General features: G+C 68.3%; 16 protein-coding genes. 14 read left to right on the top strand and 2 right to left on the bottom strand.

The window, feature by feature from the left end:
• The coding region (locus KME80_RS12965) for a tyrosine-type recombinase/integrase (protein WP_281426978.1) at nt 1–1008 on the top strand (1008 nt) is incomplete at its 5' end.
• A gap of 462 nt (nt 1009–1470) precedes the next feature.
• On the opposite strand, the gene KME80_RS12960 is transcribed toward KME80_RS12965, so the two are convergent.
• Together KME80_RS12960 and KME80_RS12955 are read right to left on the bottom strand one after the other, a co-directional pair.
• Nucleotides 1471–2016 carry a hypothetical protein gene (locus KME80_RS12960; RefSeq protein WP_219504692.1) on the bottom strand — a complete coding sequence of 182 codons (546 nt, stop codon included), beginning with the start codon at nt 2014–2016 and terminating at the stop codon, nt 1471–1473.
• On the bottom strand, nt 2009–2332 hold the full coding sequence (locus KME80_RS12955; protein WP_219504690.1) for a hypothetical protein: 324 nt from the start codon (nt 2330–2332) through the stop codon (nt 2009–2011). Before KME80_RS12955 ends, KME80_RS12960 begins: the two co-directional genes overlap by 8 nt.
• 275 nt (nt 2333–2607) lie before the next feature.
• Here KME80_RS12955 and KME80_RS12950 point away from each other — a divergent pair, with 275 nt between their 5' ends.
• The 13 genes from KME80_RS12950 to KME80_RS12890 all read left to right on the top strand — a co-directional run bounded on the left by KME80_RS12950 (nt 2608) and on the right by KME80_RS12890 (nt 10240).
• Nucleotides 2608–2745 (top strand): hypothetical protein, encoded by a 138-nt coding sequence (locus KME80_RS12950; RefSeq protein ID WP_219504680.1) that lies wholly within the window; start codon nt 2608–2610, stop codon nt 2743–2745.
• 187 nt (nt 2746–2932) lie between these two features.
• Nucleotides 2933–3109 carry a hypothetical protein gene (locus KME80_RS12945; RefSeq protein ID WP_219504678.1) on the top strand — a complete coding sequence of 59 codons (177 nt, stop codon included), beginning with the start codon at nt 2933–2935 and terminating at the stop codon, nt 3107–3109.
• Nucleotides 3106–3759: an NUDIX domain-containing protein gene (locus KME80_RS12940; RefSeq protein ID WP_219504676.1), complete on the top strand. Its 654-nt coding sequence runs from the start codon at nt 3106–3108 to the stop codon at nt 3757–3759. The genes KME80_RS12945 and KME80_RS12940 overlap by 4 nt, the downstream gene beginning before the upstream one ends.
• An 87-nt stretch (nt 3760–3846) precedes the next feature.
• Nucleotides 3847–4089, top strand: coding sequence for a hypothetical protein (locus KME80_RS12935; protein WP_219504674.1), 243 nt, complete (start codon nt 3847–3849; stop codon nt 4087–4089).
• Between the two features lie 133 nt (nt 4090–4222).
• Nucleotides 4223–4396 carry a hypothetical protein gene (locus KME80_RS12930; RefSeq protein ID WP_219504672.1) on the top strand — a complete coding sequence of 58 codons (174 nt, stop codon included), beginning with the start codon at nt 4223–4225 and terminating at the stop codon, nt 4394–4396.
• Nucleotides 4397–4481: 85 nt separating this feature from the next.
• The gene (locus KME80_RS12925) at nt 4482–4808 is read left to right on the top strand and encodes a WhiB family transcriptional regulator (protein ID WP_219504670.1); all 327 of its coding nucleotides are present in this window, start codon (nt 4482–4484) and stop codon (nt 4806–4808) included.
• Entirely contained in the window at nt 4805–5263 is a 459-nt protein-coding gene (locus KME80_RS12920) for a transcriptional regulator (protein ID WP_219504668.1), read from the top strand. Before KME80_RS12925 ends, KME80_RS12920 begins: the two co-directional genes overlap by 4 nt.
• Nucleotides 5260–5676, top strand: coding sequence for an RRQRL motif-containing zinc-binding protein (locus tag KME80_RS12915; protein ID WP_219504666.1), 417 nt, complete (start codon nt 5260–5262; stop codon nt 5674–5676). The genes KME80_RS12920 and KME80_RS12915 overlap by 4 nt, the downstream gene beginning before the upstream one ends.
• A complete protein-coding gene (locus KME80_RS12910) occupies nt 5673–6671 on the top strand; it encodes a hypothetical protein (RefSeq protein WP_219504664.1) in 999 nt (332 codons plus the stop codon). Before KME80_RS12915 ends, KME80_RS12910 begins: the two co-directional genes overlap by 4 nt.
• A gap of 115 nt (nt 6672–6786) precedes the next feature.
• On the top strand, nt 6787–9042 hold the full coding sequence (locus tag KME80_RS12905; protein ID WP_219504662.1) for an FtsK/SpoIIIE domain-containing protein: 2256 nt from the start codon (nt 6787–6789) through the stop codon (nt 9040–9042).
• 140 nt (nt 9043–9182) lie between these two features.
• A complete protein-coding gene (locus KME80_RS12900) occupies nt 9183–9401 on the top strand; it encodes a hypothetical protein (RefSeq protein ID WP_219504660.1) in 219 nt (72 codons plus the stop codon).
• Nucleotides 9402–9436: 35 nt separating this feature from the next.
• Entirely contained in the window at nt 9437–9745 is a 309-nt protein-coding gene (locus KME80_RS12895; protein ID WP_219504658.1) for a hypothetical protein, read from the top strand.
• Between the two features lie 18 nt (nt 9746–9763).
• Entirely contained in the window at nt 9764–10240 is a 477-nt protein-coding gene (locus tag KME80_RS12890) for a single-stranded DNA-binding protein (protein WP_219504656.1), read from the top strand.
• The last annotated feature ends 51 nt before the right edge of the window (nt 10241–10291 follow it).

Below are 10291 nucleotides of genomic sequence, written 5' to 3'. Positions count from 1 at the left end.
GGCCTTGAACTCCGGCGTGAACGAGCGGCGAGGACGCGGCTTCTTCTTCCCCATGCTCTCCATCATGGACATCCTTCCCGGGACGAACCCCTGATCTCGGATGTCCGTCAAACCGGATCAAGCCCAGTCCTTGACCGCATCAGCCGCACGCAGGACGGAACAGCCGCTGCGGGCAACACCGTCAAGCGCAAGCGACAGGTGCTCAACAACCTCTTCAAGTTCGCCATAGAGATCAACGCACTAGAACAGAACCCGCTCCACAACGTCACGTGGACCAGGCCCAAGACCGAGGAAGCCGTAGACCCTGGAGTGGTCGCCAACCCCAACCAGGCCCGCGCCCTCCTCTCCGAGGTCGCCAAGGAAGGCGCCATGGGCAAGCGGCTCGCTGCCTTCTTCGGTTGCATGTACTACGCGGCTCTCCGCCCGGAAGAGGTGATTGCCCTGCGCAAAGAGAACATCGTGAAGCTTCCCCCAGGCGACGGATGGGGTGAATTCATCTTGACCAACGCCGACCCTGAGGTCGGAACCAAGTGGACCGACGACGGAAGTGCGCGACAGCGCCGCGGATTGAAGCACCGCGCGCCGAAAGCGAAGCGACCCGTACCCGTTCACCCTGATCTGGTCACGCTGCTGCGTGCCCACCTCGCCGAATTCCCTGTTGGTCGAGAAGGCCGCATCTTCACCGGTCCCCGACGCGGCATTATTCGCGACAGCACTTACCTGCCGGTCTGGCACGCGGCGCGTCAACGCGCTCTCACGCCTGCCGAACGAGCGTCAGGAATCGCCAGGCGACCGTACGACTTTCGGCATGCGTGCGTCTCCGCGTGGCTCAACGCCGGCGTGAATCCGCCCCAGGTCGCCGAGTGGGCAGGGCACAGCGTCGAGGTGCTGCTACGGGTCTACGCCAAGTGCATCTCCGGTGGGCAGGTTGAGGCCATGCGGCGCATCGAGGCAGCGCTACCCCCGACGTCCCCGAAGCCGCCGGACTCCCTTGACCAAATCCGATGATCTTCAGCGCGTATTCAGCGTAGCCACTCGTAGGGGACCGGCGTGCGCCGTAGACGGCCGGACACAACGCGAGAGGCCCGTCACTGCGTTTCCGCTGGTGACGGGCCTCTTCCCGCTGGTGTGGCAGGTGCAAGGTTCGAACTTGCGTAGGCTGAGCCGACGGTTTTACAGAGCGCTGTCCCTCAAAGCATCAAATGTAGCTTGACCTGGGGAGATGTCAGTTACGCCACTCTTCCTACCGTCACGGCGACGCGCATGCGACGCGCATGCTGTCGCCGTGAACACATGGAGCCCTGAGCGCCCCGCTAACAAGACCAACTTTGTCTTGATGCCTTAGGGCGTGCGTCTCGCTCTCAATGGCCACCAGGCAGCCTTTCGGAGCGTGCACCGGTCACCGAGGGCCCCCTCCAGGCAGGGGGCGCAGATCCAAAGGGTTGCGCGCCCCCCTGCTTGACCACTTGGCTATTGATCTAGGATCTGCGGCTTGATGGTGATGGGTTCGTCGGGGTACTCGTACATCCCGGAGAGTGCAGGCGCGAACGCCTGAAGATACTGCCTCCAGCGGTCCCCTAGCGCTTCTCTTGCCGGCCCATCTGTGAGTGTGAGGAATCGGAAGTGCCGCAGGCCGTGCAGTAGGACATCGATGTATCGCGGAACAGGCTCGCCGGTTGGCGGGGTGGGCGTTGGCTTGCCCACCTCTACAGCGAGGTCGGGCGAGATAGGGGCGGCTTCTGGCCAGGACTTCCGCGCCAGGTCAGGGCAGTGAATCGCGGCAATGTACGTCAAAATGACGTGACCATTCTCCGCTCGCCAGCTTGTCGAGTGGATTACTTGTAGTCTTTCTCCGATTTCGTGCTTATCGAGGATGTATTGCACTTCATCGCGCGGACCGAGGTCGTAGGAAACATTTCCGCTACGCCATGCATCGAGTCCACTTGCCAGCCATAGCCCGATTTCGTCTGCTATGACGGGCCAGACCTCTACGCGAACATTCATGTTCTCAGGCATTCTCGCCTCCGGGGGAGTCGCCTTGCGGTTTGGCGGCACGGATGATTTGCCCGGCTCTTGTCTTGCTGACACTCCATCGCTCTGCAAGAACGCTGAGGCTCACCTTTTCCGTTTCGTAAATGCGTTTGGCGACCTGTGACCGTAGCGCTGTTAGGTCCTCGTACAGCTTGCGTACATGCTCGCTCGCAGCGTCGGCACGCTGGAACGCCCGGTCAAGGTCCTGGTCAGCGCGGACCATGCGGTCAGCCCGTTCCGCTGCCACGGAGAACGCGCTGAGCACCGAGGACAGCCGCTTGTCGTCCTCTTCGTTTGTCATGTCCACAGGGTACGTGCAGGGGCCGTTGCCGTAAACCGCCCCTTGCCGGAAAGAGCCCCTTGACGATCCGTGCAGGGGCGGTTTACGGTAGGAGCGTGCAGAGGCCCTGCACGACCCGCACAGCCGGAAGACCTGGGAAGGCGGCGCAAGCCGCACGCCAACGGGCTGGGCACACGTCACTTGATCAACTGAATACAGGGCAAGCCGCCTCCCACCGAAAAAGGCGGGCCGAGCAGGGAAAACGCCCTGCATCGATCTCTGTTCTAGGAGACGACATGAGCTTGTTCGCTCACACTCTCGCCACCGCCGAGCACCTGAGCCAGACGGACCTGGAGGACTTCGCGTCCTTCATGGAGCCGGACCGGGCCGAGGCGTTCTTGCGCGAGGTCAACACCATCCGCAACGACACGTAGATGGTTCGCCCTGATGGTCGCAGGCGGGGTTCGACTCCCCGCCAGGGCACGACCGAGCGCGCCCCTCCGCGCGCACCCCCAACCACGAAAGGAAGCACGTCCGTTCGCACTGTTTGCCGGTGATGGCGCGCCCTACCCGACCAAGAGAAGAACGCGCCGCCGGCTCCACAACAAGGAGACATCCAGCATGTCACAGACTCCGCGTGACAAGGCTTACGACAAAGCGCAGGCCCGGCTTACCCGCGAGGCTGAGAGCCGCTACCAGGCGCCGGACTGGGGCAGCGAGGACCCGCGCGCCCGTGAGGCGTACGACCGCGAGCTGTCGCGGACCACGCCGGTCGGCGGGCAGCGAGGCCGCCGATGAACATCACGTTCACGCACCCCGACGTGTTCGACAAGGGCGTTCGGGAAGGCTGGGCCGACCCGCGCACCGACCCCGCACAGATCGACTGGACCGGCCGCCAGGCCACCGCCGCGATCCCGTTCGAGGTGATCGACGGTCGCCCCGTCAACCCGTGCGAGAAGACGGGCATCCGCTACGGCCGCAACGAGCTGGGCCACTGGGGCGAACAGCTCGCCGCCGATGCCATCGTCACCGTCGACACCAAGGCCGGCCGCTGGCTGGTCATGGTCGAACGCTCGGACGGGCACGGCTGGGCCATCCCCGGCGGCTATGTCGAGCCGGGCGAGGACCCGGAAGCGGCTGCCGTCCGCGAGCTGGAAGAGGAGACCTGCCTGAACCTGTCGAGCGTGTCTCGGCAGGTGCTTCCGGCGCGGTACGTGTCCGACCCGCGCGCCAGCGATGAGGCGTGGATGGTCACCGTGCCTGTCAGGTTCAACCTGGCGGCCGGCGGCTGCAACGACCTGCCCGCCGTGGTCGGGGCCGACGACGCCATGCGCGCCGTTTGGGTTCACGCCGACAGCTACGACGCCCTGGTCGATGACCTCGACATCACCTATGGCGGCCAGGTGTTCCGCGCCCACCAGGCCATGCTGCGCGACTTGCTCGGCTGACCTCGGCTCTACCGCCCCGATGGTCGCAGGCGGGGTTCGACTCCCCGCCGGGGCACGCCCCACACCCACCTATCGAAGGAGATCGTCATGGGCCTGTTCCCCGGCAAGAAGAAGGACGCCACTCCGCCCGCGCCCGTGCGGCGGGACAAGGTCATCGCCATGATCAAGGCCGACCTTGACCGAGAAGACGCGATCGACCGCGAGGACGATCGTGCCTGGCAGCGAGCGAAAGACGCCGGGGACAAGGCGTATCGCGGCGCCACCAAAGCCGAGATCAAAGCCGCAAGCGAAGGCTTCGACCGGGCGACCTCGACGCGCTGGTTCAGGTAACTCACGGACATGCTCGGGCGCCGACTTGCCCGGCTGACCTGTGCTCTACCGCCCCGATGGTCGCAGGCAGGGTTCGACTCCCCGCCGGGGCACTCCGGCATGACGCCGGCCATCCAAGAGGGGAGTTGCCCACATGCAGCCCGTCAAGAGCGTCGGCCGGTTCCTGCCGACGCTGTTCCTGATCTGCATCGTCTTCTACATCTTCACCGACCCGCAGGGCGCCGCCGTGGCGTTCAAGTGGGCCTTCCAGACGGCAACGGCCGGCGTCCAGCACTTCGCCGAGTTCATCCGCGCCGTCGCCGCCTGACCAACCCATCACCCCCCGGGGGCGGCCCCGAATCCGCCAAGACCTGAGCCGCCCCCGGCTCGACTCCCGAAGGAGTACCACCATCATGGTTCGTTCGAACGTTCCGATCCACCCGTCGCGTATGTCGCTCGACCAGGTTGAAGCGCTGTGGCAGGCAGATGGCGACACGCCGTTGCCCGAATGCACCTACGACCCCGACCTGCACACCGGCCCGCGCGCCACGATCGAGACCACCGCCGAGCGCGCCGCCCGCGAAAGCGTGGCCCGCGACGTGTGCTCGACCTGCCCGGCCCGCGCGCTGTGCGGCCTGTACGCGCTGACGGTCCGCCCCGCCTCGGGGATCTGGGCTGGCCATACACCCGCCGAGCTGGCCGCCTACGACGCCATGCCCGTTCTGGGGGTGGCCTCATGACCGGCCCGGCTGTCTTCGCTGCCGTCTTCGCTGCTCTGTACGCCGCGCACAGCTTCGGCGATCACTGGATTCAGACCCACGGGCAGGCATGCGCCAAGGGCGCCCCCACGCGCTCGGGTCGGCTGGCCTGCCTGCGGCACGTGGGCACGCTGACGCTGACCAAGGCCGTAGCCCTCGGCGCGGTCGCTGTGGTCACCGGTCTTGCCGTGGCGCCGCTGTCGCTCCTGCTGGGGCTGGCCGTCGATGCCGCTTCGCACTACTGGGCCGACCGCCGCGCCCCGCTCGCCAAGCTGGCCGCCCTGATCGGCAAGAGCGGCTTCTACCAGATGGGCGCGCCCCGGCCCGGCACCGACGATGCCCCGCACCTGGGGACCGGCGCCTACGCCCTTGATCAGTCCTGGCACCACGTGTGGCTGTTCGTCGCCGCTCTGATCATCACCGGGGGGCAGGGATGAGCCGCATCCGCGCCGCGTTCTGGGACCCGTCCGGCGACCGGCACGGCATCCCCACCTACCCGTGGAAGATGGCCCCGCCGCACCTGCTCACCCTGCGACAGCTCACCGCCGAGGGGCTGCGTCCCGGAGGGCAGGGCGTACAGGCACAGGTGTTGTGGCGCTCGCGCCGCTACAACGCGCCCGGCGGCATCCGTGCCGCTTACCTCTACGACGTGCGCTTCGCCCTGCCCAAGCGCACCGCGACCGCGCGCCAGCGCGTCGCCCTCGGCAAGGCCAACGCCGCCCGCCGCACCTGCCCCGAGTGCCTGCGTGATGTCGGCTATGTGCTGCCGCGCCACCTGGGGATCTGCCTCGACTGCGCCGAGGAAGCCGCCATCCGCACCGACCAGACCGATTGGAGGGAAGCAGCATGAGCACCGCCGCACCCACGCCTGAGCCGAGCCCGGAGGACATCTCCCGGGCGCTGGCCGAGATTGAACGCCACCTGACCGAAGCCGCACCGCCCGCCCCCGCCGCGCTGCCCTCGCCGCTACCGGCCGAGCTGGAGGATTCGGCCGAGCTGAGCGGCGCGGGGGAGACGCGGCGGGTACGGCAGTTGCGCGCCGAGGTCGTCGAGGCTCGTCAACTGGCCGTGCTCCAGACCGACGACACGCCGCTGCTGCTGGACACGCCCCGGCTGCGCAGGCGCCGTAAGAAGGCCCACGAGGCCGCCCGCCTGCACATGCTGGGGCAGGACCCGGCGATGCGGGCATGGCAGGCCGCGCGGATGCGCCGGCTGCTGGTCAGCGCCGCCATGGTGGCGCTGGCGCTGGCGCTGGCCTGGTCAACCGCGGGCGTTCAGCACTTCGCCGCCGGGGGCGCTGAGCCGTGGTCGCCCGGCTGGATCCTCGCCTGGCTGGTGGAGCCGTTCATGTCGCTCGCGCTCCTGGTCGTCGTGGGCGCCCGCGCCTACCTCGGCACCCAGGGGCAGCCGCTCAACGATCGCAAGCTGATCCGCATCGAGTACCTGTTCCTCGGGCTGACCCTCGGCATGAACGCCTGGCCGTACCTGCCGTGGAGCACCGAGGATTTCTCGCTGTGGCGGTTGGTGGTGCACGTGCTGGGGCCGATCGTGGCTGTTGCCATCGTCACCGCCCTGCCCATCATCCTGGCCGCGTTCGCCCGCCTCGACCCCACCCGAGGGACGACCGGCGGCGGGGTTACCGGCCTTACGTACAGCGCAAACACCGGTGATCGGGTAAGGCGAACCGCCGCCGAGGTGGCCCCGCTGATCGAACGCGCACAGATCCTCATCGCCGCCGGCGCCCTGCCCGCCAACCCCAGCGCCAACAAGCTCCGGCAGGCGCTTCACTGCGGCATGGACGACGCCCGCGCCGTCCGTGACGCCCTCACCGAGGAAGCCGCGTGACGACCACGCCGGCCCCGCCCTCATCACGCGAACACGCAGGGTGCGACCACATCCGCCAAGACCCGGTCGCACCCTGCCGCCCCGCAACCTGCGACGGACACGAGGTGATCCCATCATGACGCACGAGCCCTTCCACCCCGCCGATCAGCCCGACGACCAGCCCGACCGGCCTGAACCGGCCGCGAGCGGCACCCCGGCCGCTGACCTCGACCACGCCGGCGAGCCCGCCGAGGCCGGCGACGGCAAGGGCGCCGACATCGTTCACCTGGACGCCGCCCGCGCCGGCCGCCACCCCTCCCGCCCCGACGACCCGGAGCCGACCAGCCCGGCCCCGGCCGGCGACCGCCCGGCCCTGGAAGGGCAGGTCATACGGGTTGACCAGCCGGGCGGGGAGGATCGCGACTGGCGCGCCGAGCTGGAGGCCAAGGTGCGCACCAGCCGCCCGGTGGTGCCGCTGTGGCTGCGCTCGCGCACCGAGGCGATGCAAACCTTGACCTGGCTGGGCAAGCACTACGCTCACGTGGCCGGCTACCAGCTCACCCGCACTCCGCTGTACGCCGGCCGGTTGGTCTTCCGTTCCCCGCGCGGTTTCGTTCGCCTGGTGGGTGGCATGGTGCGCTGGACGTTCGACCTGGAAGGCGAGCCGGTACGGGTGGCCGCCGTGACCAAGGCCGACCCCGAGGCGTACCTGAAGCTGTCGCGTCAGCGTGATTCCCGCGTGCGGCTGCGCGTCCCGGTCATGCTGGTCGTGCTGGTCACGCTGCTGATCGCGGCCATCATCGTGGCCGGCGCGGCGACCGCCGTGCAGTGGGGCGCCCTCGCGGTGGCGCTGGCCGCCCTCGGCATCCTCGGCAAGCCCGCCGACCGGCCGCTGATCGAACGCGCCGTGCTGGCCTCCACCGTGGAGAAGCTGACCAGCGACATCGTCATCCGCGCCCTGATGGTGCTGGGCATCAGCGGCATCACGCAGGCGATGGCCAAGAACCCCAAGGATGCCATCCGGTTCGTCTCCCCGATCACCCGCGACGGTCCCGGTTGGCGCGCTGATCTGGATCTGCCCTACGGCGTGACCGTGGGCGACGTGATGGACAAGCGGGAACGGCTGTCCGGCGCGCTGCGCCGCCCCCTCGGCTGTATCTGGCCCGAGGGGGATTCCTCCATCCATGAAGGTCGGCTGATCCTGTGGGTCGGAGATAAGGACCTGTCCAAGACCATCGTCAAGTCGCCCCTGCTCAAAGTCACATCGCACGACCTGTTCAAGGGCGTCCCGTTCGGCAACGATCCGCGCGGCCGGCTGGTCACCGTGCCGTTCATCCAGCACAACATCCTGATCGGCTCGCTTCCCGGCCAGGGCAAGACCGCCTCGGTGCGCGAGCTGGCCGCCGGCGTGGTGCTCGACCCGACCGCCGAGGGCTGGTTCCACGAGCTGAAGGGCACCGGCGACCTGGACCCGTACGAGAAGGTCTGCCACCGCTACGTGTCCGGCATCCACGATGAGGCCATCGCGTATGCCGCCGACTCCCTGGCGCTGCTGCGTAAGGAGGTCATGCGCCGCGCCGCCGCGCTCAAGACGCTGCCGCCGGACCTGTGCCCGGACAAGCGCGTCACCCGGCAGATCGCCGACAAGCGCTCGCTCGGGTTGCATCCGCTGGTGGCCATCTTCGACGAGTGCCAGAACCTGTTCGCGCACCCCGAGTACGGGGCCAAGGCGGGTGAGGATGCCGAGTTCATCATCAAGTTGGGGCGCGCCCTCGGCGTGGTGCTGATCCTGGCCACCCAGCGCCCGGACAAGGCCAGCCTGCCCACGGGCATCTCGGCGAACGTGTCGATCCGGTTCTGCCTGAAGGTGGCCGGCCAGACCGAGAACGACATGATCCTCGGCACCTCGGCGTATCAGAACGGCATCCGCGCCACCGTGTTCGTGTCCGAGACCGACGCCGGCACCGGCTACCTGATCGGCGCGACCCCGATGCCCAAGGTGGTCAAGTCCGCTTACCTTGACACGCCGCAAACCCAGCTCATCGCCGATCGCGCGTACGCGCTGCGTAAGGCCGCCGGCACCCTGACCGGTCACGCCCTCGGTGAGAAGCCCGAACAGAGCGCGCCGAGCTATGACCTGCTGGACGACGTCCTGGCCGTGGTCGGCGCGTCCGAGGTCAAGGTGTGGAACGAGACCGTCATCGCCCGACTGGCCGACTTGCGGCCCGAGGTCTATGGCGGGTGGGAGGTCGAACAGCTCACCGCGATGCTCAAGCCGCACGGCATCAAGACCGTCCAAGTGTGGGGCACCACCGCAGACGGCAAGGGCGCGAACCGGCGCGGCATCATCCGCGAAGAGATAGCGGAGCGTAGTCGCGGAGCGGTTTCGTAGCCCGGTGATCTCCCGCTAGGTCTAGCGGCATCCCCTGCTAGGCCTAGCACCCCTCCTAGCGACTAAATCCGCGATCTACCAGGGCGCTAGCGTCTAGCGCCCGACCTGCGGCAATCCCGAAATCCGGCCTGGAGGCCGCCTTGGCTACCGTCATCGCCCTGCTAGTCGTTTGCCTACCGATCCTCACTCTCGGTTACGTCTGCTGGTGCTACGCGTCCCCGTGGGGAACCTGCCGGCGCTGCGCCCCCGGCGGCAAGAACCGCACCTGCCGCGCCTGCGACGGCACCGGCATGCGGCCCCGCCTCGGCTGGCAGCTCTACGTCCACTTCCGCCGTCTGCACCGCGACGGCACCCGCTAACCCGCACCCGCCCCCACCGCTCGAAGGGAAACGCCATGCCCAACAAGCTCCTCAGCATCTACGCCGTCACCCCCGGAAGTATCTGGGCCGACCAGCAAGCACAGGGCCGAACCATCGTGGTTGACGCCATCGACGGCACGCACGCCATCTGCACCACCCTGACCAACTCCCACGACGTGCAGCGCGTCATCGACCTGCCCTGCCAGATCACATGCAGCAACCCCCGCGACATGCGCGGCACCACGCACCGCATCAACCTCGACCGCTTCCGCCCGATCCGCAACGGGTTCGCCTTCGTCACCGCGACCGGCGCCCACCTCTCGCCTCGGCTCACCGCCCACTGACAGGAAGGACGACCCGCCATGTCCGGAGAGACCACGATCACCATCATCGGCAACCTGACCGGCGACCCCGAGATGCACTACACCCAGACCGGCACCGCCGTCGCCGGTTTCACCATCGCTTCCAGCGCCCGCACCTACAACAAGCAGGTCGAACAGTGGCAGGACGGCGAGGTGCTGTTCATGCGCTGTAGCGCGTGGCGCGACCTCGGCGAGCACGTCGCCGAATCGCTCACCCGAGGCACCCGCGTCATCGCCTCCGGCCGGCTGCGCATGCGTACCTACGAGACCAGCGACGGCGACAAGCGCACCGTCACCGAGATGACCGTCGATGAGATCGGCCCGTCGCTGCGCTTCGCCACCGCCAAACCGCAGAAGGCCACCCGCACCGGCGGCAACGGCCACGCCGGCGGCGCGCCCACCGACCCGTGGGCAAACGCCGCCCCCGCAGGCGCCAGCACCGGCGGCCAGTGGCAGGGCGACGAACCGCCGTTCTAACCCGCCTCACCGCGCGGCCTCGGCGACCAGCCGCCAAGCACACCCGCCGAG

It is taken from the genome of Nonomuraea ceibae, assembly GCF_019396325.1.
Lineage (GTDB): Bacteria > Actinomycetota > Actinomycetes > Streptosporangiales > Streptosporangiaceae > Nonomuraea > Nonomuraea ceibae.
The sequence above is the reverse complement of the archived record's forward strand: the minus strand, read 5'-3'. Positions and strand labels throughout refer to the sequence as shown.

Bases quoted from the DNA above. Each gene is read 5' to 3' on its own strand.
- KME80_RS12960 (WP_219504692.1), bottom strand. From the start codon at position 2,016: ATGCCTGAGAACATGAATGTTCGCGTAGAGGTCTGGCCCGTCATAGCA.
- KME80_RS12955 (WP_219504690.1), bottom strand. From the start codon at position 2,332: ATGACAAACGAAGAGGACGACAAGCGGCTGTCCTCGGTGCTCAGCGCG.
- KME80_RS12950 (WP_219504680.1), top strand. From the start codon at position 2,608: ATGAGCTTGTTCGCTCACACTCTCGCCACCGCCGAGCACCTGAGCCAG.
- KME80_RS12945 (WP_219504678.1), top strand. From the start codon at position 2,933: ATGTCACAGACTCCGCGTGACAAGGCTTACGACAAAGCGCAGGCCCGG.
- KME80_RS12940 (WP_219504676.1), top strand. From the start codon at position 3,106: ATGAACATCACGTTCACGCACCCCGACGTGTTCGACAAGGGCGTTCGG.
- KME80_RS12935 (WP_219504674.1), top strand. From the start codon at position 3,847: ATGGGCCTGTTCCCCGGCAAGAAGAAGGACGCCACTCCGCCCGCGCCC.
- KME80_RS12930 (WP_219504672.1), top strand. From the start codon at position 4,223: ATGCAGCCCGTCAAGAGCGTCGGCCGGTTCCTGCCGACGCTGTTCCTG.
- KME80_RS12925 (WP_219504670.1), top strand. From the start codon at position 4,482: ATGGTTCGTTCGAACGTTCCGATCCACCCGTCGCGTATGTCGCTCGAC.
- KME80_RS12920 (WP_219504668.1), top strand. From the start codon at position 4,805: ATGACCGGCCCGGCTGTCTTCGCTGCCGTCTTCGCTGCTCTGTACGCC.
- KME80_RS12915 (WP_219504666.1), top strand. From the start codon at position 5,260: ATGAGCCGCATCCGCGCCGCGTTCTGGGACCCGTCCGGCGACCGGCAC.
- KME80_RS12910 (WP_219504664.1), top strand. From the start codon at position 5,673: ATGAGCACCGCCGCACCCACGCCTGAGCCGAGCCCGGAGGACATCTCC.
- KME80_RS12905 (WP_219504662.1), top strand. From the start codon at position 6,787: ATGACGCACGAGCCCTTCCACCCCGCCGATCAGCCCGACGACCAGCCC.
- KME80_RS12895 (WP_219504658.1), top strand. From the start codon at position 9,437: ATGCCCAACAAGCTCCTCAGCATCTACGCCGTCACCCCCGGAAGTATC.
- KME80_RS12890 (WP_219504656.1), top strand. From the start codon at position 9,764: ATGTCCGGAGAGACCACGATCACCATCATCGGCAACCTGACCGGCGAC.